The sequence below is a fragment of the Hydrogenophaga sp. UC242_50 genome (assembly GCF_042697355.1).
GTDB lineage: Bacteria > Pseudomonadota > Gammaproteobacteria > Burkholderiales > Burkholderiaceae_C > Hydrogenophaga.
Genome location: NZ_CP170553.1, coordinates 967261 through 989040, shown reverse-complemented (window position 1 = coordinate 989040; position 21780 = coordinate 967261). Strand labels below are relative to the sequence as shown.

At 70.3% G+C, this 21780-nt stretch carries 18 protein-coding genes and 2 pseudogenes; 15 read left to right on the top strand and 5 right to left on the bottom strand.

Annotation, left to right across the window (positions count from 1 at the left end):
- Positions 1-72 precede the first annotated feature (72 nt).
- Positions 73-816 carry a TetR/AcrR family transcriptional regulator gene (locus ACFJGX_RS05125; RefSeq protein WP_382322444.1) on the bottom strand — a complete coding sequence of 248 codons (744 nt, stop codon included), beginning with the start codon at positions 814-816 and terminating at the stop codon, positions 73-75.
- Positions 817-1094: 278 nt separating this feature from the next.
- Here ACFJGX_RS05125 and ACFJGX_RS05120 point away from each other — a divergent pair, with 278 nt between their 5' ends.
- The 10 genes and pseudogenes from ACFJGX_RS05120 to ACFJGX_RS05075 all read left to right on the top strand — a co-directional run bounded on the left by ACFJGX_RS05120 (position 1095) and on the right by ACFJGX_RS05075 (position 13428).
- On the top strand, positions 1095-2672 hold the full coding sequence (locus ACFJGX_RS05120) for an ABC transporter substrate-binding protein (protein ID WP_382322445.1): 1578 nt from the start codon (positions 1095-1097) through the stop codon (positions 2670-2672).
- A 21-nt stretch (positions 2673-2693) separates the two neighbouring features.
- Positions 2694-3636 (top strand): annotated as a pseudogene (locus tag ACFJGX_RS05115) (ABC transporter permease).
- Between the two features lie 22 nt (positions 3637-3658).
- Complete coding sequence (locus ACFJGX_RS05110) at positions 3659-4600, top strand: ABC transporter permease (protein WP_382327902.1); 942 nt, start codon at positions 3659-3661, stop codon at positions 4598-4600.
- 2 nt (positions 4601-4602) lie between these two features.
- Positions 4603-6241: pseudogene (locus tag ACFJGX_RS05105) on the top strand (ABC transporter ATP-binding protein).
- On the top strand, positions 6238-7749 hold the full coding sequence (locus tag ACFJGX_RS05100; RefSeq protein ID WP_382322447.1) for a M81 family metallopeptidase: 1512 nt from the start codon (positions 6238-6240) through the stop codon (positions 7747-7749). Before ACFJGX_RS05105 ends, ACFJGX_RS05100 begins: the two are co-directional and overlap by 4 nt.
- 26 nt (positions 7750-7775) lie before the next feature.
- On the top strand, positions 7776-9068 hold the full coding sequence (locus ACFJGX_RS05095; protein ID WP_382322448.1) for an aspartate aminotransferase family protein: 1293 nt from the start codon (positions 7776-7778) through the stop codon (positions 9066-9068).
- Complete coding sequence (locus ACFJGX_RS05090; protein WP_382322449.1) at positions 9065-10111, top strand: phosphotriesterase; 1047 nt, start codon at positions 9065-9067, stop codon at positions 10109-10111. The genes ACFJGX_RS05095 and ACFJGX_RS05090 overlap by 4 nt, the downstream gene beginning before the upstream one ends.
- A gap of 187 nt (positions 10112-10298) precedes the next feature.
- Positions 10299-11105, top strand: coding sequence for a porin (locus ACFJGX_RS05085; RefSeq protein WP_382322450.1), 807 nt, complete (start codon positions 10299-10301; stop codon positions 11103-11105).
- Complete coding sequence (locus ACFJGX_RS05080) at positions 11033-11416, top strand: porin (RefSeq protein WP_382322451.1); 384 nt, start codon at positions 11033-11035, stop codon at positions 11414-11416. Before ACFJGX_RS05085 ends, ACFJGX_RS05080 begins: the two co-directional genes overlap by 73 nt.
- Positions 11417-11418: 2 nt before the next feature.
- Entirely contained in the window at positions 11419-13428 is a 2010-nt protein-coding gene (locus ACFJGX_RS05075) for an acetoacetate--CoA ligase (RefSeq protein ID WP_382327900.1), read from the top strand.
- Positions 13429-13438: 10 nt separating this feature from the next.
- On the opposite strand, the gene ACFJGX_RS05070 is transcribed toward ACFJGX_RS05075, so the two are convergent.
- Positions 13439-14389 carry a LysR family transcriptional regulator gene (locus tag ACFJGX_RS05070; RefSeq protein ID WP_382322453.1) on the bottom strand — a complete coding sequence of 317 codons (951 nt, stop codon included), beginning with the start codon at positions 14387-14389 and terminating at the stop codon, positions 13439-13441.
- A gap of 213 nt (positions 14390-14602) precedes the next feature.
- On the opposite strand from ACFJGX_RS05070, the gene ACFJGX_RS05065 reads away from it, so the two are divergent.
- On the top strand, positions 14603-15169 hold the full coding sequence (locus ACFJGX_RS05065) for a DUF4148 domain-containing protein (protein WP_382322454.1): 567 nt from the start codon (positions 14603-14605) through the stop codon (positions 15167-15169).
- 164 nt (positions 15170-15333) lie between these two features.
- A complete protein-coding gene (locus tag ACFJGX_RS05060) occupies positions 15334-16332 on the top strand; it encodes a LysR family transcriptional regulator (protein WP_382322455.1) in 999 nt (332 codons plus the stop codon).
- Here the strand turns inward: ACFJGX_RS05060 and ACFJGX_RS05055 are convergent.
- The 3 genes from ACFJGX_RS05055 to ACFJGX_RS05045 form a co-directional block, all read right to left on the bottom strand.
- Positions 16218-17291 (bottom strand): NAD/NADP octopine/nopaline dehydrogenase family protein, encoded by a 1074-nt coding sequence (locus ACFJGX_RS05055; RefSeq protein WP_382327898.1) that lies wholly within the window; start codon positions 17289-17291, stop codon positions 16218-16220. The two genes, ACFJGX_RS05060 and ACFJGX_RS05055, sit on opposite strands and share 115 nt — an antisense overlap.
- Before the next feature lie 8 nt (positions 17292-17299).
- Positions 17300-18277, bottom strand: coding sequence for a Bug family tripartite tricarboxylate transporter substrate binding protein (locus tag ACFJGX_RS05050; protein WP_382152649.1), 978 nt, complete (start codon positions 18275-18277; stop codon positions 17300-17302).
- Positions 18278-18384: 107 nt separating this feature from the next.
- On the bottom strand, positions 18385-19170 hold the full coding sequence (locus ACFJGX_RS05045; RefSeq protein ID WP_382322458.1) for an IclR family transcriptional regulator: 786 nt from the start codon (positions 19168-19170) through the stop codon (positions 18385-18387).
- 74 nt (positions 19171-19244) lie between these two features.
- Between ACFJGX_RS05045 and ACFJGX_RS05040 the strand changes: the two genes are divergently transcribed.
- The 3 genes from ACFJGX_RS05040 to ACFJGX_RS05030 are packed head-to-tail and all read left to right on the top strand — an operon-like array spanning position 19245 to position 21733.
- On the top strand, positions 19245-20345 hold the full coding sequence (locus tag ACFJGX_RS05040; protein WP_382322459.1) for a CobW family GTP-binding protein: 1101 nt from the start codon (positions 19245-19247) through the stop codon (positions 20343-20345).
- Positions 20333-20596 (top strand): hypothetical protein, encoded by a 264-nt coding sequence (locus tag ACFJGX_RS05035; protein WP_382322460.1) that lies wholly within the window; start codon positions 20333-20335, stop codon positions 20594-20596. The genes ACFJGX_RS05040 and ACFJGX_RS05035 overlap by 13 nt, the downstream gene beginning before the upstream one ends.
- Before the next feature lie 15 nt (positions 20597-20611).
- On the top strand, positions 20612-21733 hold the full coding sequence (locus tag ACFJGX_RS05030; protein WP_382322461.1) for a dihydroorotase family protein: 1122 nt from the start codon (positions 20612-20614) through the stop codon (positions 21731-21733).
- The last annotated feature ends 47 nt before the right edge of the window (positions 21734-21780 follow it).

The window sequence follows — 21780 nt, the reverse complement described above, 5'->3', positions numbered from 1 at the left end:
AGGGCTCAGCCCTTCAACAGCGCGCGCGATGGCACGCCAAAGCAGACTCTTTGGCGCCCGGCGGCGGCCGCCTCAGCTCGCCTGGGGCGCCTCGCCGCGAAGAAAGACCTCGAGGCCCCCGAGGAAAATCTCGACATGGGCGTCGAAGCTGCTGTTGAGCGGCACGTCGGTGCCGTTCTGCCAGCGCAGGATGAAAGCGCGGTTCGCCAGCAAGGGCAGGTAGCGCACCAGCGTGGGATTGGCCAGCGGGTCGATGGAGCGCACCCGGCCTTCCAGCGCGGTGGCCCAGCCCTCGGGATCGTCGGTGGGCAGGGGCGCCAGTTCCATCGTCATGAAACCCATCATCGCGGAGATGACGCAGTTGTAGGCCTCGCGCAGGTTGGCCTCGGTGGCGCCCGCTTCCAGCAGGGCCTGGATGACGCCTTCGATCAGGTCGGTGCTCAAGGCGCCGTTTGACGCCAGCTGCGCACCGATCAACTGCGCCACGTTGGGGTGCTTGCGCACGGACTTGCGGTAGCGGTTGAACAGCTTGCGCATCCAGGCGCGCCAGTCGCCTTCGCCGCGTGGCGGCACCACACCGGCCATCACCAGGTTCGACACCTCGGCCAGCAGCGCGTCCTTCGACGCCAGGTGCCAGTAGATGGTGCTGGGGTACACGTCCAGCGACCGCGCCACGTCCCGCATGCTGAACGCATGGATGCCCACCCGGTCGATCTGGGCAAGCGCCACCTCGACGATGAGCTCGCGCGTGATGGTGCTGTTGGTGGGCCTTCCCGCCGTCTTGCGGGCGGGCTTGGAGGAAGCTGAGGGGGGCATGGCGTCGGGACGGCGTTGAGGATGCCGGGCCGATGGTACACGCTCCACCCGCGTGCCACGCACCCTTCCCGGGCGCCCCAACGGCCCGTTTGGTGCGTTGCGCGCACCGTTGTCGGGCAAGGGCTCCAGCCTGCCGCCTAGGGTTATCCCTCTCCTGTCGCCATGCTCCATCCGACAAAATCTAATTATCCAGTGAACAATAAAGTAATTGTCATGCGTGGCATATTGCTTGCTTGAAGCTGAACGTCCCCACTCAACGTGTCCACCAAGGAATGCCCATGCCCTTCACGCGCCGCTTCATGTTCGCCTCCACCCTGGGGGCTGCCCTCGTCCTCGCGGCGTCGTCCGCCCTGGCGCAGGGCAGCACGTTCCGCCTGGTGCCTTCGTCCGATCTGAAGGTGCTGGACCCGGTCTGGACCACGGCCGTGGTCACCCGCAACCACAGCTACATGATTTACGACACGCTCTTCGGCACCGACGCCAAAGGGCGCATCCAGCCGCAGATGGTCGAGTCCCACAGCGTGAGCAGCGATGGCAAGAGCTGGACGTTCAAGCTGCGCGCCGGCCTGGCCTTCCACGACGGCCAGCCGGTGACGGCCGAGGATGTGCTCGCCTCGCTGGCGCGCTGGGCCAAGCGCGACCCCATGGGCCAGCGCATGTACGCGGTGCTGGACAAGGCCGAGGCGGTGTCGGCCGGCAGCTTCCGCCTGGTGTTCACCGAACCGTATGGCGTGGTGCTCGAGTCCCTGGGCAAGCCCTCGTCCCTGGTGCCCTTCATCATGCCCAAACGCATCGCCGACACGCCGGCCGACAAGCAGATCGCCGAGCACATCGGCTCGGGCCCGTACGTCTTCAAGGCCGACGAGTTCCGCCCGGGCGAGCGCGCCGTTTACCTGAAGAACGACAAGTACGTGCCGCGCACCGAAGCCCCCTCGGGCACCACCGGTGGCAAGACGGTGAAGGTCGATCGCGTGGAGTGGGTGGTGCTCAAGGACGCGCAGACACAGGTCAATGCCCTGGTCAACGGCGAGGTCGACATGCTCGAGTCCGTGCCCTTCGAGCACTACAACGCCCTGAAGGCCAACAACCGCATCACCACCGCGGCCGCGGCCGGCGGGCAGTACCTGCTGCGCTTCAACCACCTGGTGCCACCGTTCAACGACGTGCGGGTGCGCCAGGCCGCCATGCTGTCCATGAACCAGGACGCGCTGCTGCGCACGCAGGTCGGCATTCCCGAGCTGTACAAGACCTGCATGTCGGTCTACCCCTGCGGCTCGCCGTTGGCTTCGACCAAGAGCCTGGGCTTCACCGACAAGCCGCAGTTCGCCAAGGCGCGTGAACTGCTGAAGGCCGCGGGCTACAAGGGCCAGCCGGTGGTGCTGCTGCACGCCACCGACAACAGCCTGCTGGCCAAGCTGCCGCCGGTGGTGGCGCAGCTGCTGCGCCAGGGCGGCTTCACCGTCGACATGAAATCGATGGACTGGGGCTCGGTGGTGGCGCGCCGCGCCAAGAAGGAGCCGGCGAGCCAGGGCGGCTGGGACGCCTTCGTGACCTACTGGGGCACCGAGGACGCGTTGAACCCGATCAACTACGCCCCGCTGTCGGCCAACGGCGAAGCCGGCTGGTTCGGCTGGGCCAGCGACGAGCGCCTGGAGCAGCTCCGCTCCGCCTACGCGCGCGCCACCACCGAAGCGCAGCGCAAGCAGCTGGCCGACGACATCCAGGTGCGCGCCTACGAGATCGGCGCCTTCGCCCCCATGGGCGAGCTGCTGCGCCCGGTGGCCTTCCGCAAAGGCGTGGTCAGCGGCGTGCTCGTCGGAGCGACCAACGTCTACTGGAACATCAGCAAGCCCTGACGCACCGCCGGTCCCCACGCCATGTACACCTTCATCGCCCGCCGGCTGCTTTCGACGCTGCCGGTCCTGATCTTCGTCGCGGTCTTCGTGTTCCTGATCCTGCGTTTGACGCCCGGCGACCCCGCGGCGCTCATCGTGGGCGACATGGGCACCGAGGCCGACCTCGCCCGCGTGCGCCAGAGCCTGGGGCTGGACGGTTCGCTCCCCTCGCAGTTCCTGATCTGGATCGGGGAGCTGCTGCGCGGCGACCTGGGCGAGTCCTACTACTTCAAGACCAGCGTTGCGCACGCTGATCGCGCAGCGCCTGGAGCCCACGCTCTCGCTGGCCGCGCTCACCATCGTGCTGGCCGTGCTGATCGCCGTGCCGCTGGGCGTGCTCGCGGCGGCGCGCCATGGCGGCTGGCTCGACCGCATGCTCATGGGTTTCTCGGTGCTGGGCTTCTCGGTGCCGGTGTTCGTCATCGGCTACGCGCTGATCTGGCTGTTCGCCCTCAAGCTGGGCTGGCTGCCGGTGCAGGGTTATGCGCGCCTCTCTTCGGGCGTGGGCCCCTGGCTCGCGAACCTGGTGCTGCCCGCCATCACGCTCTCGCTGGTCTACACCGCGCTGATCGCGCGGGTCACGCGCGCGGCGGTGTCGGAGGCCTTGACCGAAGACCACATCCGCACCGCGCGGGCCAAGGGCCTGGCCGAGCGCGCCGTCCTCATGCGGCACGCGCTGGCCAACGCCGCCGTGCCCATCGTCACGGTGATCGGCATCGGCATCGCGCTGCTGATCGGTGGCGTGGTGGTCACCGAGACCGTGTTCGCCATCCCCGGCCTGGGCCAGCTCACCGTGGACGCGGTGCTCTCGCGCGACTTCCCGGTCATCCAGGGCGTGATCCTGCTGTTCTCGGTGGTCTACGTGCTCATCAACCTGCTGATCGACCTGAGCTACGTGCTGCTGGATCCGCGCATCCGCTACTGACCGACCTGCCCGAATGACGACCATGACCTCCGATCCCCGCGACCTGCCCTCCGTGGCCCCCGAAGAAGCCACGCCGGCTCGCCAACGGCCCTCCACCTGGCGCCTGGTGCGCGCCAACGGCGCCGTGCGCGTCGGCGCCTGCGCGCTGGCCCTGCTGACCTTCGTGGCCCTGGCCGCGCCCTGGCTGGGCACGGTGGACCCCTCCGCCATCGACCCGGCCAGCATCAACATCGCGCCCGGCACGCGCGCGCCCTTCACCGACCTGGCCGGCGACGCCAGGGACCACCTCTTCCTGCTCGGGGCCGACGGCTTCGGGCGCGACACCTGGAGCCGCATCGCCTACGGCGCGCGCGTCTCGCTGCTGGTGGGCGTGGCGGTGGCCGTGCTCGCCATGCTGGGCGGCGGCCTGATCGGCCTGGTGGCCGGCTACTTCCGCCGCCTCGACGGCGTGCTGATGCGCCTCATGGACGGCTTCATGGCCATCCCCAACATCCTGCTGGCCATCGCGCTGGTCTCGATGTGGCGCGCCAGCCTGCTGACCATCGTGGTGGCGATCGCCATTCCCGAGATCCCGCGCGTGGCGCGGCTGCTGCGCTCCATCGTGCTCTCGGTGCGCGAGGAACCGTACGTGGAAGCCGCCGCCGCGCTGAACACACCGACCTGGAAGATCCTCTGGCGCCACATCCTGCCCAACGCCGTGGCCCCGCTGATCGTGCACGCCACCTACGTCTGCGGTTCGGCCATGCTGGTCGAGGCCATCCTCTCCTTCCTCGGCATCGGCCTCTCGCCCGAGATCCCGACCTGGGGAAACATCATGTCCGAGGGCCGCGTCAACTTCAACGAACACCCCGAGAACGTGCTGTTCCCGGGCGCCTTCCTGGCGCTGACGGTGCTGGCCGTGAACATCCTCGGGGACGGCCTGCGCGACACGCTGGACCCCAAATTGCGCCGCCGCGGAGCCTGACCATGACCCTTTCCCACGCCGCCATCGAGCCCGTGCTGACGGTCCACGACCTCACGGTGCAGCTGCCCCCCAACGCCGACCGGCTCCATGCGGTCGAGCGCATCAGCTTCGAGGTCTTCGCCGGCCAGACCACCTGCCTGCTGGGTGAATCGGGCTCGGGCAAATCCGTCATCGCGCAGACCGTGATGCGCCTGCTGCCGCCCGCCGTGTCGCCCGTGCGCGGCAGCGTGCGCCTGCTCGGCGAAGACGTGCTGGCCATGCCGTCGGAGCGCCTGCGCCGCGTGCGTGGCGAGCGCATGGCCATGATCTTCCAGGAGCCCATGACCGCGCTCAACCCGGTCATGACCTGCGGCCAGCAGCTCGACGAGATGCTGGCCGTGCACACCGATCTCTCGCCCGCCGAGCGGCGCGAGCGCATCCTCGAGGTGTTCGGCCGCACGCGCCTGCCCTCGCCCCCGCGCATCTTCGGCGCCTACCCGCACCAGCTCTCGGGCGGCCAGCGCCAGCGCGTGATGATCGCCATGGCGCTGATCCTCAAGCCCGCGCTGCTGATCTGCGACGAGCCCACCACCGCGCTGGACGTGACCACGCAGGCCGAGATCCTCAAGCTCATCCGGGAACTGCAGCGCGAGAACGGCACCGCCGTGCTCTTCATCACGCACGACTTCGGCGTGGTGGCCGAGATCGCCGACCACGTGGTGGTGATGCGACTGGGCGAGATGGTCGAACAGGGCCCCGAGCTCGCGGTGCTGCAGGCGCCGCGCGAGCCCTACACCCGCATGCTGCTCTCGGCCGTGCCCGGTCTCGAGCCGGTGCGGCGCGCGCCCGTGGCCGAGGCCGCGCCCCTGATCGAGGCGCGTGGCCTGCGCGAAGACCTACAGCACGCGGCGCCTCTTCGGCGGCCGCAAGGACGTGCACGCCGCGCGCGACGTGTCGCTGCGCGTGCGCCCCGGCGAGACGGTGGGCATCGTGGGCGAATCGGGTTCGGGCAAGTCCACCGTGGCGCGCTGCATCGCGCGCCTGATCGACCCCAGCGCGGGCGAGGTGCTGTCGCACGGCGAGGCCGTCGAGAAAGCCAGCGGGCGCCGGCTCAAGGCGTTCCGCGAGCAGGTGCAGGTGGTGTTCCAGGACCCCTACCGCTCGCTCAACCCGCGCCAGACCGTGGGCGAGTCCATCATCGAAGGCGCGGTCAACGCCGGCCAGCGCCACGAACAGGCCTGGGCCCGCGCCGAGGAGCTGATGCGCCTGGTGCGCCTGCGCCCGGACGCGCTGCACCGCTACCCGCACGAGTTCTCGGGCGGCCAGCGCCAGCGCATCTGCATCGCGCGCGCGCTGGCCTGCAACCCGCAGGTGCTGATCGCCGACGAAGCGGTCTCGGCGCTGGACGTCTCGGTGCAGGCGCAGATCCTCGAGCTGCTCGACGACATCCAGCAACGCCTGCGCATCGGTCTGCTGTTCATCACCCACGACCTGCGCGTGGCGAACCAGATCTGCGACCGCATCATCGTGATGCACCAGGGCGCCATCGTCGAGGAAGGGCCGGCGCACCAGGTGTTCGCCGACCCGGCCCACGCCTACACCCGCGCCCTGCTGGACTCGGTGCCCGGCCGCGGCTTCGCCTTCCACGGAGCCACGGCATGAGCGCGCTCCGCACCACGGCCCCCCAAGTGGTGGTGGCCCGGCTCAGCCACGAGAGCCACGCCTTCAGCCGGCTGCGCACCACGCTGGCCGAGTTCGGCCGCGAGGAGCTGCTGTTCGGCGACGAGCTCGTCGAGCGCATGCGCGGCACGCGCACCGAGCTGGGCGGCATCATCGACGCCGCGCAGGCGCAGGGCTGGCAGCTCGTGCCCACGGTCAGCGCCTGCGCCTCCACCGCCGGGCCCGTCACCCGCGCGGCCTACGACGCGCTCACCGAGCCCATGCTGCGCGCGCTGGCCGAGCACCCTCACGTGGCCGCCGTGGTGCTGTCGCTGCACGGCGCGATGTTCGTCGAAGGCCTGCCCGACCCCGAGGGCGATCTGCTGTGCCGCATCCGCCAGCAGGTCGGCCCGCGCGTGGTGGTCGCGGCCACGCTGGACCTGCACGCCAACGTCACCGACGCCATGGTGCGCTACGCCGACATCCTCACCAGCTACCGCACCACGCCGCACGTGGACCAGTACGAGGCCGGCCAGCGGGCCTGCGCGCTGGTGGGGCGCGCCCTGGCCGGCGAGATCCGCCCGCGCGTGCACCTCGCGCGGCGCGACATGATCGCCGGCATGGACCTGGGCCGCACGCTGCGCGAGGGCCCCATGACGCGCCTGCACGCCCGCGCGCGGGCCTGGGAGCAGCGCGAGGCGGCCGTGCTCGATGTGAGCCTGAATGCGGGCTACTACATGGGCGACGTCTACGAAGCCGGCCCCTCGGTGCTGGTGGTCGGCGACGGCGACGCCGCGCTGTGCCAGCGCGTGGCGGACGAGCTGATCGACGATGCCTACCGCTGGCGCGACCAGAAGACCGTGCACCTGCAAAGCGTCGACGAGGCGCTGGCGCGCTGCCGCGAGCCGGCCCAGGGCCGCGGCCCGCTGATCCTGGCCGACTACACCGACGGCCCGGGCGGCGGCGGCTACGGCGACGCCACCGCCCTGCTCCAGGCCCTGCTGGCCGCCAACCTGCCGGGCACGCTGGTGGGGCTGCTCCACGACCCCGAGAGCGCCCGCCAGGCGATCGAAGCCGGCGTGGGCCAGGCGCTGGACCTGCGCATCGGCGGCAAGACCGACCCGGCCTTCGGCGGCGGGCCCGTGGCCGTGCGCGCCCAGGTGCTCGCGGTGTCCGACGGCCGCTTCGTGCGCACCGGCCCCTTCAAGACCGGCACACCGGCCTCCATCGGCGCCAGCGCCCTGCTGCAATGCGGCGAGGTGCAGGTCATCGTCGCCAGCAACCGCGTGCAGGCCGAGGAGCGCGGCCAGTACCGCGTGCTCGGCGTGGACGTCGAGCGGCTCAACGTGCTCGCCCTCAAGGGCATCAACCATTTCCGCGCCGACCTCGAACCCATCGCGCGCGGCATCGTGTTTGTGGAATCGGGCGGCATCCACGCCACCGACCTGCGCACCCTGCCTTACCGCAACGTGCGGCGCCCCCTCTGGCCGCTGGACGACACCGCCGGCTGATTTCCCCTGCCTTCTCTGACCATCACATGAACCTCGACACCGAACTGAGCCAGCTGCGCGACGCCTACGTGGCGCGCCACCCCCAGAGCCAAAGCCGCTACCAGGCGGCCACCGCCGTCATGCCCGGCGGCAACACCCGCTCGGTGCTCTACTACGAGCCCTTTCCGCTGGCCATGGCCCGCGGCGAAGGCGCCCGCCTCTGGGACGCGGACGGCCATCCATACCTCGACTTCCTGGGCGAGTTCACGGCCGGCCTGTACGGCCACAGCCACCCGGTGATCCGCGAAGCCATCCAGGCGGCGCTGGACGGCGGCATCAACCTCACCGGCCACAACCTGCTCGAAGCGCGGCTGGCGCAACTGGTGACCAGCCGCTTCCCCTCGGTGCAGCGCCTGCGCTTCACCAACTCCGGCACCGAGGCCAACCTGCTGGCCATCGCGGCGGCCAAACACTTCACCGGGCGGCAGAAGATCCTCGTGTTCAAGGGCGGCTACCACGGCGGCGTGCTCACCTTCGCCGCCGGCCACTCGCCGATCAACGTGCCGCACGACTTCGTGCTGGGCACCTACAACGACCAGGCCGGCACCGCCGCGCTGGTGGCCGAGCACGCGAAAGACCTGGCCGCCATCCTGGTCGAGCCCATGCAGGGCGCCGGGGGCTGCATCGTCGGGCGCCCCGAGTTCCTGGCCGACCTGCGCCGCCTCGCCACCGAGACCGGCGCGCTGCTGGTGTTCGACGAGGTGATGACCTCGCGCCTGACGCCGGGCGGGCGCCAGGCCGCCCTGGGCATCGCGCCCGACATGACCACGCTGGGCAAGTACATCGGCGGCGGCATGTCCTTCGGCGCCTTCGGTGGCCGCCAGGACGTGATGGCGCTGTTCGACCCGCGCGTGCCGGGCCACCTGGGCCACGCCGGCACCTTCAACAACAACGTGATGACCATGTCGGCCGGCATCGCGGGCCTGAGCCAGGTCTACACGCCCGAGGTGGCGGTGGCCTTCAACGCGCGCGGCGACGCGCTGCGCGAGCGCCTGAACGCGACCGCCCGGGCGCGCGGCACCCGCCTGCAGTTCACCGGCCTGGGCACGCTCATGAACCTGCACGCCACGCCGGGCGAGATCCGCCACTGCGACGACATCCCCGCCGCCGAACAGATCGTCAAGGACCTGTTCTTCTTCCACATGCTGGCCCACGGCTTCTACGTCGCGCGGCGCGGCTTCATCGTGCTGTCGCTGCCGCTGACCGACGAGGACCTGGACCGCTTCCACGGCGCCTTCGAAGCCTTCGTGGACCGCTACGGCCAGGGCCTTCAGCCATGAGCGCCGCCGAGCCGCGCCAAGGCCGCGTGCAGACCGTGCTCGGCCTGGTGGACCCCGCCGAGCTGGGGCCCACGCTCATGCACGAGCACGTCTTCATCGACCTCACGCCGCCCCCGCTGCGACTGAACCCGCCGCCCGAGCAGGAAGCCGACATCGAGCTCTGCAACTGCTGGGGCATCGCCTACGGCCAGAAGCTCTTCATGCGCAACTACCGGCTGGACGAGACCGACGTGGCCGTGGCCGAGTTGCGCGACATGAAGGCCGCGGGCGGCGCCTCGCTGGTGGACCTCACGGTGGGCGGCCTCAACCCCCAGCCCGATCGGCTGGTGGAGGTGGCGCGGGCCACCGGCGTGCACATCGTCATGGGCTGCGGCCACTACGTGAACGACTACCAGCACCCGGCCAACCACACGCGAACGGCCGACGACTTCGCGCGCGAGATGGTGGAGCAGCTCACCGTGGGCGCCTGGGGCACCCAGGTGCGCGCCGGCATCATCGGCGAGATCGGTTGCCAGGCCCCGTGGACGGACCTGGAGCAGCGCGTCATGCACGGCGCGCTCACCGCGATGCAGGCCACCGGGGCCGCGCTCAACGTGCACCCCGGGCGCGACGCCGACCAGCCGATGGAGGTGGTGGACTTCATCCGCGCGCGCGGCCTGCCGGTGGACCGCGTGGTCATCAGCCACATCGACCGCACCATCTTCGACGACGAGCGGCTGCTGCGCCTGGCCGACACCGGCTGCGTGATCGAGTTCGACCTGTTCGGCTGGGAGCAGACCGCCTACCCGGCGGCCGACATCGACATGCCCAACGACGGCGCGCGGCTGCGCATGGTCAAGCTGCTGGTCGACCGGGGCCACCGCGATCAGGTGCTGATCAGCCACGACATCTGCACCCGCACGCGGCTGGGCCGCTACGGCGGCCACGGCTACCAGCACATCTTCGCCAACATCGCGCCGCGCATGCTGCGCCGCGGATTCACCCAGGCCGACGTGGACACCATCCTGGTGAAGACCCCGCGCCGCCTGCTGACGTTGATCTGAGCCAAGCGCACCCGCAAGCCATTTCCTTTCCCCCCGACAGAGCGCTGCGCGCGCGCCCCAGGGCGCACGTGCCGGGGCTTCTGTTGCCCGAAAACGGCCGCAAGGCCCACCCAAGGCCCGGAGCACCCGCTCCGGAATCGCAACCGGCGCCACGCAGGCGCCACCACTGGCAAATGGAGCAAGCACTGTGAAACATTCGAAACTCGTTGGTCTGGCCTGCCTCGGCATGGTCGCGCTGAGCCCGCTCAGCGCCTTCGCGCAAACGGCCCCCGCGCCCACGTCCAGCGTCAGCCTCTATGGGGTGCTGGACATCGGCCTGAGCCGGGTGAGCAACGTCGGCGGCAGCGGCATCACGCGCGTGGACGACGGCGTGTCCCAGGGCAGCCGCGTCGGCTTTCGCGGGCGCGAAGACCTCGGTGGGGGTCTGGCCGCGATCTTCAACCTGGAGATGGGCGTGGCGACCGACAACGGCACGCTGCGCCAGGGCGGCCTGGCGTTCGGCCGCGCGGCCTTCGTCGGCCTGTCCGACCAGAAGCTGGGCCAGTTCACGGTGGGCCGCCAGTTCGACCAGATGGTGGGCGCCCTGCTGCGTTACCACCCGGGCTTCAACACCGGCATCTACGGCATGACGCCGGGCGACGCCGACCGCGTGGCCGGCGCCTGGCTGGACAACCAGATCACCTACGTGAGCCCCGACCTCGCCGGCTTCAAGGTCGCGGTGCAGCGCGCGCTCTCCGAAGGCGGCACCAGCGCGACCAACGCGGGCAACGCCTGGAGCGCCAGCGCGACCTACGGCAACGGCCCGTTCAACCTGGGCGTTGCGCACCACCAGCATCCAGGGCCACACCGTGCGCCCGGGCAGCAGCTACGGCGTGTCGCAGTTCCTCGGCACCCCGCTGCGCCACCGCGGCCACCGCCTTCGTGCTGCCCGAGTACCAGGCCACCGGCATCGGCGCCTCCTACGCCTTCGGGCCGGCCACCGTGGCGGCCCTGACCACGCGCTCGACGTTCGAGCTGGCAAACGGCGCCTCGGACGCGATGAAGACGGTCGGCCTCTCGCTGTCGTACAAGCTCGGCGAGCTGATCCTGTCCTCGGGCGTGCAGCGCGCCAAGCTGGAGTCTTCCGCCTGGACCACCGTGACGCTGGGCGCCGACTACTACCTCTCCAAGCGCACCGACGTGTACGTGACCTACAACGCGCGCAAGGCCTCGGGCCCGAACACGCGCGCGGTGCTGGTGACCAACGGCCCGTCGTCCGACGACAGCCAGAACGCGCTGCGCGTGGGCATCCGCCACCGCTTCTGATCATGGCGACCACCACCGCTTCGAACGCCCACCCCTTGCCGGACGGCGCCGGCGAGCTGCTCTGGTCGCCCACCGCCGAGCAGGTGCGGTCCAGCCGTCTGGCCCACTACCAGGCCTGGCTGGGCGAACACAAGGGCGTGCGCACCACGTCCTACGACGAGCTCTGGCGCTGGTCCACCGACAACCTCGACGGCTTCTGGCAATCCATCTGGGAACACTTCGAGGTGGTGGCCGAGGGCAGCCCGCAACCCGTGCTCGGCGAGCGGCGGATGCCCCATGCGCAGTGGTTTCCGCATGCGCGCCTGAACTACGCCGAGCACATCTTCCGCAACGCCACCGCCGAGCGCCCCGCCATCCTCGCGCACGCCGAAGACGAACCCTTGCTGAGCCTCTCGTGGGCCTCGCTGGAGCGCGACACCGCCGCGCTCGCCGCCACCCTGCGCTCGCTCGGCGTCGGCCCCGGCGACCGCGTGCGCAGCTACCTGCCGAACCGGCCCGAGACGGTGATCGCCTTCCTGGCCTGCGCGAGCGTGGGCGCCATCTGGTCCAGCTGCGCGCCCGACATGGGGCCCACCGTGGTGCTGGACCGGCTGCGCCAGATCGAACCCAAGGTGCTGTTCGCCACCGACAGCTACCGCTACAACGGCAAGGCGCACGACCGCGCGCCCCAGGTCGAGAACCTGCTCGCCGAACTGCCCAGCGTGCGGCACGTGGTGCACGTGCACGGCCCGGCGCACACCACCCGCGCCGTCGGCTGGCGCGACCGCCTGGACTGGTCCGAGTGCATCCAGCACGCGGCGCCGCCGCGCTACGAGCGGGTGCCCTTCGCGCACCCGCTCTGGATCGTGTACTCCTCCGGCACCACCGGCCTGCCCAAGGCCATGGTGCACAGCCACGGCGGCATCGTGCTCACGCACCTCAAGACCATGGCCCTGCAGCACGACCTGCGCGCGGGCGACCGGCTGCTGTTCCTGGGCAGCACGGGCTGGATCGTCTGGAACTGGCAGGTCGGCGCGCTGCTCACGGGCGCCTCCATCGTGCTCTACGACGGCAACCCCAGCTGGCCGGACACCCAGGCGCTCTGGCGCTTCCTCGACGAGCAGGGCATCACCCTGTTCGGCTGCGGCGCGGCTTTCCTCATCAACGCCATGAAGGACGGCCTGCGGCCGCGCGACTTCTGTTCGCTCCAGCACCTGCGAGCCATCAACGCCACCGGTTCGCCCCTGCCCATCGATGCCTACCGCTGGGTCTACAGCGCCGTCAAACCCGACGTCTGGCTCGCCTCGATCAGCGGCGGCACCGACATCGCGGCCGGCTTCGTGGCCTGCGCGCCCTCGCTGCCGGTGCACGCGGGCGAGATCCAGTGCCCCGAACTGGGCGTGGCCGCCCAGGCCTACAACGACGCGGGCCAGCCGGTGGTCAACGAGGTGGGCGAACTGGTCATCACCCAGCCCATGCCCTCCATGCCGGTCTTCTTCTGGAACGACCCGGACGGCCGGCGCTACCGGGAAAGCTACTTCGACACCTTCCCCGGCGTCTGGCGCCACGGCGACTGGATCCGCTTCACCGAGCGCCGCACCTCGGTGATTTACGGTCGCTCCGACAGCACCATCAACCGCTTCGGCATCCGCATGGGCACCGCCGAGATCTACCGGGTGGTGGAAGAGCTGCCCGAGGTGCGCGACAGCATGGTGGTGGACCTGGAGTACCTCGGCCGGCCCTCCTTCATGCCCCTGTTCGTGGTGCTGCAGCCGGGCCTGGCGCTGGACGGGGCGCTCAAGGCGCGCATCGTCGAGCAGATCCGGTCGAAGGCCTCTTCGCGGCACGTGCCCAACGAGGTGCTGCAGGTGGCCGACATCCCGCGCACGCTCAGCGGCAAGAAGATGGAGGTGCCGGTGCGCAAGCTGCTGCTCGGCGCGCCACCCGACCAGGTGCGCAGCCCCGATGCCATGCAGAACCCGGGCAGCTTCGACTTCTTCGTCGACTACGCGAGAAAGAGGGTGCCCACCTGAACCGCGCGACCTAGACCGCCAGACTGGCCTCGGCGGGTGTGCAGGTGGTGAGCGCGCTGCCCACGCGGGCTCGGGTCTGCTCGACGAGGTAGTCCAGGAACACCTCGGTGCGGCGCGGCATGAACTTGCGGCTGGGCAGGGCCGCGTACATCGTCAGCCGGTCCGTGATCCAGGGGTTGAGCACGCGCACCAGCTCGCCGCTTTCGATGAAGGGCGCGGCCAGGCCGATGGCGCAGGCACCGATGCCGGCGCCATCGAGCGCGGCGTGCATCAGGGTGTCGGGGTGGTTGACCCAGAGCACGGGCCGCACCTCGATGTCGACGAAGCGGGCTTCGTCCGTCTCGTGCAGCAGGCGCCAGCTGCGGCCCCGGCCCACCGCAGCCCTGTAGCGCAGGCAGTCGTGTTGCGCCAGGTCCTCGGGCCGCGCGGGCGTGCCCTTGCGCTGGAGATAGGCGGGCGAGGCCAGCAGCACGGTGACGCTGGAGAGCACCTTGCGCGCGATCACGTTGGCGTCGAACGAGGCGGGCGTACCCATGAGCGTGATGTCGTAGTCCTGGATCGGCGGCTCGCGGTGCGACTCCACGTCGATGTCGAGCAGGATCTTGGGGTAGGCCTGCCGAAAGCCGCTGACCAGGGGCGCGAGCACGTGCGTGGCGAGCACGGGTGGCGCCAGCAGGCGCAGCACGCCCGCGAGTTCGCTGGTCTGCGAGCTCACCAGCGCGTGCGCTTCGTCGAGCTCCTGCAGGATCACGCGCACCCGGTCGAGGTAGTTCTCGCCCGCGTCGGTGAGGGAGACGCGGCGCGTCGTGCGGTGCAGCAGGCGGGTGCCCAGGTGGTCTTCCAGATCGGCCACCAGCCGCGTGACCACGGCGGGCGACAGGTCGAGCGCCCGGGCGGCGGCCGCGAAGCCGCCTTCGTCGGTCACTTTCTGAAAAACACGCATTGAAGTCAGACGGTCCATGAGACCCAATTTAAAGGGTTTTCCCGGAGAAATTTGCCCTCATTGTTGCCAATTCAGCAATACATAAAGCCTTCCAATGCTGTTTTTCTTCTGATTCAGAAACTTTACAGTTCATCCCATCGATGCACGCAAACCCCTCCGCAGAGGCATCGAAGCCGGCCAGACCGCACAACGGACCGACCGGCATGTTCAACCCTCTCCAAGGAAACTGTCATGAAAAAGCTGTCTGTTGTTGCCATCGCCCTCTCCACCCTCGTTGCCGGCCACGCCTTCGCCGCCGATGCCTCCGTGGGCAAGACCCGCGAACAAGTCCGCGCCGAACTGATCCAGGCCCAACGCAACGGCGACCTGATCGCCGACGGCGAAACCGGTGCCCGTTACAAGGACCTCTTCCCCGCCCAGTACGCCCAGCCCGTGGTCGTGAGCAAGAGCCGCGCTGAGGTGAAGGCCGAGCTGGCCGAAGCCATCCGCACCGGTGACATCGTGGCCGACGGCCAGACCGGCGCCAAGGCCAACGAGCTGTTTCCCGCCCAGTACGCCCAAGCCCGCGCCGAGAAGCCCGCTGCTGTCACCGCCGCCGTGGGCAAGACCCGCGCCGAAGTGAAGGCCGAAGTGGCCGAAGCCATCCGCACGGGCGACTACGTGATCGACGGCCAGACCGGTGTCAAGGCCAACGAACTGTTCTCCGGCCAATACGCCCAGCCGGTGCTGGCCGACAGCAAGGCACGGGGTGACGTGCGCGCCGAACGCGTGGAATCGCGCAGCAGCAACGGCGGCTAACCCGCGGTTCTGACCACGCCCCTGGCCGATGGCCGCCGATGGACGATCCGTCCATGGCGGCCATCGGCTTTCTGGGGTCCATCACCAAGACGCTATGCTGGTTGGCCGTCCTGTCCCGCAGGACCCATGAAAGGCATCGCGTGAGGAACCCATCGCAGCGGCTCATGGCCGCCCTGCGTTTTCGCCAGCTGGAGCTGCTCAGCACGCTGGCCGACACCGGCAACATGCGGGCCGCGGCGCAGCGGCTGCACATGACCACGGCCGCGGTGAGCAAGGGCCTCAAGGACGTGGAGGCGCTGTTCGAGCAGCCGCTGTTCCACCGCCTGCCGCGCGGCGTGGTGCCCACCGTGGCCGGCACGCTGGTGGTGCAGCGCGGGCGCGTGCTGCTGGCGGAGATGGAGCAGCTCTCCGACGAACTGGCCGCGCCACTGCGCCCGCTGCACGAGCGGCTGAAGATCGGCGCCACGCCGTTCCTGACCTGGACCGTGCTGCCGCGCATCCTCTCGGTGCTCGCGGCGCAGGACCAGCTGCCCGGCGTGCTGCTGCTCGAAGGCCGGCTGGCCGACATCTCGCGCCAGCTCGAGGCCGGCGAGGTGGACGCCCTGATCACCATGGACACGCCCTCCGAACTCGGCAGCCTGTCGGCCCAGGGTTTCACCATCGAGCACATCGGCCTGGAGCAGTGGCGCGTGGTCGGCTCACCGCAGCATGCGCTGGCCGCGAACCGCGGCGCGAACAGCCCGCCCCTGCGCTGGGCCGAGGTGGCGCAGGCCCACTGGATCCTGCCGCCCCGGCCGACCAACTCGCGCATGATGCTGGAGCACACGCTGCGCGGGCACGGCCTGCCGGCGCTCATCCCGCACATCGAGACCATGAGCGCGATCACCCACCTGGAGCTGGCCGAGCAGAACCTGGGCCTCACGCTCGCGGCCCAGGGCACGCTGACCGAGCGGCTGCGGCGCGGCAGCCTGGTGGAGCTGCCGATGGAAAGCCTGCCGCCGCCCGTGCCCATCGCCATGGTCTACCGCCGCAGCGGCAACGACCGGGCTCAGCTGGCCGGGCTGGCCGCCGCCGCGCAGCGCGCCAGCAGCGCGTCGGCGCCGCCGCCCGCGATGTCCAGCGCGTCGAGCAAGAAGTTGTCGGCGCGGAAGTCGCGCCCGTAGGCCACGGCCAGCAGGCCGAGGCAGGCCGAGAGCACCGGCGTGCGCACCCCGGCCGCGCGCCCGAGCGCTTCCAGGAAGGCCAGGCCGAACGGCGCGTCTTCCAGCACGTAGCGGTGCTGCAGCGAGGCCGGCCCGTTCGGGCTCATGCCGTTGGCGGTGATCGCGGCCGCCATGGTGTGCAGCGGCCCTTCGGGCACGTGGTAGGAGCGCGCGTAGTGCTGCCGCAGCGACGGGACTTCGAGCCCGAAGCCCTGCGCCACCGCGCGGCGCTCGAGGTCCAGCGCCTCGGCCATGCGGCCCACCACCGCCGTGAAGTGGCCGAACAGCGACCAGGCTTCGCCGGCCTCCATGCGCGTGAGGTTCGGGATCACCTCGGCCGCGTGCGCGATCGGGTTGATGTTGGCCAGCGTGGGCGTGAGCAGGTTGTCCGCCGCGACGAAGCGGTCGCCGAACAGGTCCGCGCACAGCTGCCGCGCCTCCGAAGGGTCCAGCGGGCCCACGGTGGCGATGTCGATGCGGCTGCGCAGCGGGTTGACGTGCAGGCTGCCGTCGGGCTGGAAGTGCGTGGTCGTGAGCGTGGTGCCCCAGCCGCTGACCTGCACGCCCTCGGCCGCCGCCGCGATCCACAGCGGCGCCAGCGACAGGGCGCCGCTCACGATCACGTGCTGGCCGGGCCGCCACAGCGCGTTCAGCGGCCCGAGCACGCGGGCGTAGGCGTCGGCCGGCAGGCAGACCAGCACCACGCCGAACTCGGCGAGGCGCTCCGGCGAGGCCAGCCATTCGACCTCGACCTCGCCGCCGACGGCGCCCGAGCAGCTGAAGCTGGCGCGGCCCGCGTGGCGCCGCACCCGGCGCCCGGTGGGCGACCACAGGGCCGGCGCGATGCCGTCGCGCGCGAGAAAGGCGGCGGCGGCGCAGCCGACCGGCCCCGCGCCCACGATGGCGATCCGCGACGTCATGCGGCGCATCAGTCCAGCGAGAGCTTGCGCTCGCTGATCAGCCGGCCCCACTTGGCGAGGTCGTCGGCCGCGTCCTTGCGCAGCTCCGCCGGGCTGGCGGCGACCAGCTCGATGCCTTGCTGGCGCAGCCGGTCCTTCAGTTCGTCGTTCTTCTGCACGCTGCGCACCGCCTCGTAGAGCCGGTCGATGACGGCCGGTGGGGTGCCGGCCGGCGCGAACAGCGCGAACTTGGTGGCCGACTCGAAGCGCGGCACGCCCGCTTCTTCCACCGTGGGCACCTGGGGCAGCACCGGGCTGCGCGTGCTGCCGGAGACGGCCACCGCCTTCAGGCGGCCGGCGCGGATCAGCGGCACGGCCACGCCGATGTCGACGAAGCCCAGGTCGACCTCGCCGGAGGCCACGGCCAGCGTGGCCGGTCCACCGCCCTTGTAGGGGATGTGCGTGATGGAGGTGCGCGTGAGGTCCTTGAACAGCTCGCTGGCCAGGTGGCTGGTGGAGCCGTTGCCGCCCGACGAGTAGTTCAGCCGGCCGGGCTGCTGCCGCGCGAGCGCGATCACGTCCTTGACGCCTGGCGCGTTGAGCGTGGGCCTGACGGTGAGGATCAGCGGACTCGTGCCCACCAGCGAGATCGGCGCGAGCGCATCGGGCCCGTAGGGCAGCGGCTTGATCAGGTGCGGCGCGATCGCGTAGGTGCTGTTGGTCGCGAGGATGATGGTGTAGCCATCCGGCTTGGCGCGGCTGGCTTCGCTGTGGGCGATCGTGCCCACGGCGCCCGCGCGGTTGTCCACCACCACCGGCTGCTCCAGCTGCCGGGCCATGTGGGCCGCGAGGTGGCGCGCCAGCAGGTCGGTGGCGCCGCCGGCCGTCCAGCCCACGAGCAGCTTGATGGTCTGGTTCGGGTAGGTGCTCGCCTGCGCGAAGGCGGTGGGGGCGGTGCCGACCGCGATCGCGGCCAGGCCCGCGGCCAGGGCTTGTGTCAATGTCATCGTCGCAACCTCAGGGTGTTTCGCTGAGCGCGAGTCTAGGCAGCGGCGCGCGCCACCACCAGCGAAGCCTTCTCAAGAGGTCTTAACCGCCGGTGAACGCAGGGAGCTCAGGCCGAGGTTTCCAGCGCCGCCGAAATCGCCTGCGCGCAGCGCCGCACCTCGGCCGCGAAGGCGGCCTCGTCGTAGTGCGCGAGCTCGAACACCAGGCTCACGCCCGCCACCACCTGGCCGTCGCCGAACACCGGCGCGGCGATGCCCACCCGGCCCCGGGCCACCTCCGAATCGGTGCAGGCGAAGCCGGTCTCGCGGATCGCCTTCATCTGTTTCGCGAAGTCCTTCCAGCCCCCCAGGCCCACGGATTCGCGGATCTCCTGCTCGTGGTCGAGGTAGATCTGCTTGAGCGCGCGGTCACCCAGGTTCGCCAGGATGGCCTTGGACGTGGCCCCCTTGAACATGGGCAGGGCCACGCCGCGCTCGTAGGTGGACGAGGGCGGGTGGTCGCTGCCCTTCTCCTGGTGCACGCACATCACCTGGTCGCGAAAGCGCCGGCTGATCAGCACCACCGCGTGCTGCGTGGTGCGCGCCAGCAGCTCGCGCATCGGCCCCGAGGCCGCCTTCACCAGCGGGTCGCCCTGGCGCATCAGCAGGTCGTAGCGGATGAAGGCCGGGCCGAGCATGTACGCCGAGCGCGTCGACGGCGCCAGGAAACCCAGGGTGCTCAGTTCCTTGACATCCCGGTAGGCCGAGCTGATGGACACGCCCATCTCGGCGGCGATCGCCTCCACCGTCCACAGCGTGCGCCGCTCGAAGAGCTGAAGGATGTGCAGCGTCCGGTTGCGCGTGCGGATGCCCGCGCCCTCGCCCGAACGAACTTGTTTCGCATTTGTTTCCATTTTGCTATTATTCGCACTTGTTGCGAAAACTGATGCACCGCAAGCCGGTGCGATTTTCATCAAGGAGAGCCATTATGAGTTCCGATCGTGCGCGCTTGCCGGTGGCCCTGCTGACCGGTTTCCTGGGCAGCGGCAAGACCAGCCTGCTCAACCGCTGGCTGCGCGAGCCCGCGCTGTCGAACGCGGCGGTGGTGGTCAACGAGTTCGGCGACATCGGCATCGACCACAACCTGATCGCCAGCAGCAACGACAACACCATCGAGCTGAGCACCGGTTGCCTGTGCTGCAGCGTGCAGGGCGATCTGGTGGAGACCCTGCGCGAGCTGCTGGACAAGCGCAGCCGGGGCCTGGTGCGCGCCTTCGACCGCGTCGTGATCGAAACCACCGGCATGGCCGACCCCGGCCCGGTGCTGCAGGCCCTCATGACCTTCCCGGTCTCCAACGGCTACCGCCTGGCCCAGGTGATCACCACGGTGGACGGCGTCAACGGCGCCACCACGCTGGACGGTTTCGAGGAAGCCACCAGGCAGGTGGCGGTGGCGGACCAGCTGGTCGTCACCAAGATGGACCTGGCCGACCCGCCGCAGGCCCGGGCGCTGCAGCAGCGCCTGCAGGCGCTCAACCCGGGCGCCACGGTGAGCTGGGCCACGCCGACCCAGGTGCCCTGCCTGGAGGTGCTCACCGAGCTCGACGTGTACGCCGCCGCGACGCCGGCCCCCGCGGTGCGGCGCTGGCTCAACGCCGAGGCCCACGCCGACCAGCCCGCGCGCTACCGCCCGATCGGCGCGGCGGCCGCGCCCCACCACACCGAGGGCATAGCGACCTTCTCGCTCGTGTACGACGAGCCGCTGGCCTGGCAGGAACTCGCCGCCTGGCTCGATGCGCTGGTGCTCGCGCACGGCGACGACCTGCTGCGCGTCAAGGGCATCCTGAACATCGCCGGCGAGGCCCGGCCCATCGTCGTGCACGCGGTGCAGCGCCTGTTCCACCCGCCCGCGCCGCTGGCCGAATGGCCCTACGAGGACCGCCACTCGCGCCTGGTCTTCATCACCCGCGGCCTGGACCGCGCCTACGTCGAACACATCTTCGACGTGATCCGCGGCCGCGCGCCCCGCCCCAACCCCTCTTCCACCACCCCCCTCGCTCACAAGGAGAACATTTCATGGACACATTGATCCGCCACGGGCTGATCGTCACGCCGCAAGGGCGCCGCGTCGCCTCGATCGGCATCCAGGGCGGCCGCATCGCCGGCATCTACGAACCCGGGGCCGAGCCCGAAGCGCGCGAGGTCATCGAAGCCGACGGCCTGGCATCGTGCCCGGCGCCATCGACATGCATTCGCACCACCGCCAGGGTTCGCTGCCGGGCTTCGAGTACAAGGACACGATCCACACCTCCACGCTGCAGTGCGCGGCCGGCGGCGTGACCACCAGCGTTGCGCATGCCCAACGTGCAGCCGCCGCCGAACTCGCTGGAGCTGCTGGAGCGCCAGTACGACATCTACCGCAGCGACGCGATCGTGGACTGGAACTTCAACCCCGCGCCCACCATCAGCGAAGAGATGCCCGGCATGGCCGACACCGGCATCGCCGCGTTCAAGATCTTCATGGTCGTGGACACCGGGCGCGACTACCCGCACATGCCCGGCATCGGCGTGCACGACCACGGCAAGATCCTGGAGATCATGCAGCGCTGCGCCGAGCTGAACGTGCCGCTGATGGTGCACCCGCACGACCAGGCGCTGATGGACGTGATCGAGCAGAAGTTCTGGGACCGCGGCGAGCGCGACGCCCTGGCCTACGCCAAGGCCTACGCCGCGCACGACGGTGTGATCTGGGAAACCGCCATCGCCACGCTGCTGCGCCTGCAGCGCGCCTCGGGCTGCCACCTGCACATCCTGCACACCCAGACCGCCGGCAGCGTGGAGCTGATCCGCCAGGCCAAGGCGGCCGGGCAGAAGGTGACCTGCGAGATCAACCCCTGGGCGCTGTTCCTGGGCTGCGAGTGGTCGGCCATCCAGCGCCTGGGCTCCTACGCGCTCTCGTACTGGGTGCCCGAGAAGAACGTGCCCGGCCTGTGGGAAGGCCTGCGCGACGGCACCATCGACATCGTCGCCACCGACCACGCGCCGCACACGCGCGAAGAGAAGGAGATCGGCTGGACCGACGGCTGGAAGGCCCACACCGGCACGCCCTCGACCCAGTTCTACTACAGCATGTTCATGACCGCCGCGCTGGAAGGCAAGATCAGCCTGGAGCGCGTGGTCGAGGCCTGCAGCGCCAAGCCGGCCGAGCTGTTCAAGCTCGCGAACAAGGGCGCGCTGACCGTCGGCGCGGACGCGGACCTGGTGCTGGTCGACCTGAACCGCGAGTACGAGGTGCGCGACGAGGACGTGCTCAGCCTGATCGGCTGGAGCCCCTACGCCGGCCGCAAGCTCAAGGCCAAGCCGGTGCGCACCATCGTGCGCGGCACCACCGTCTACCTCAACGACCAGGTGATCGGCCAGAAGGGCTTCGGCCAGCACGCCAAGGCCGTGCGCGAACCCGCCGCCGCCCTGGCCTGAACAGCCCCCACCCTGCCAGCCAAGGACTTTCCATGAAACGACGCTCC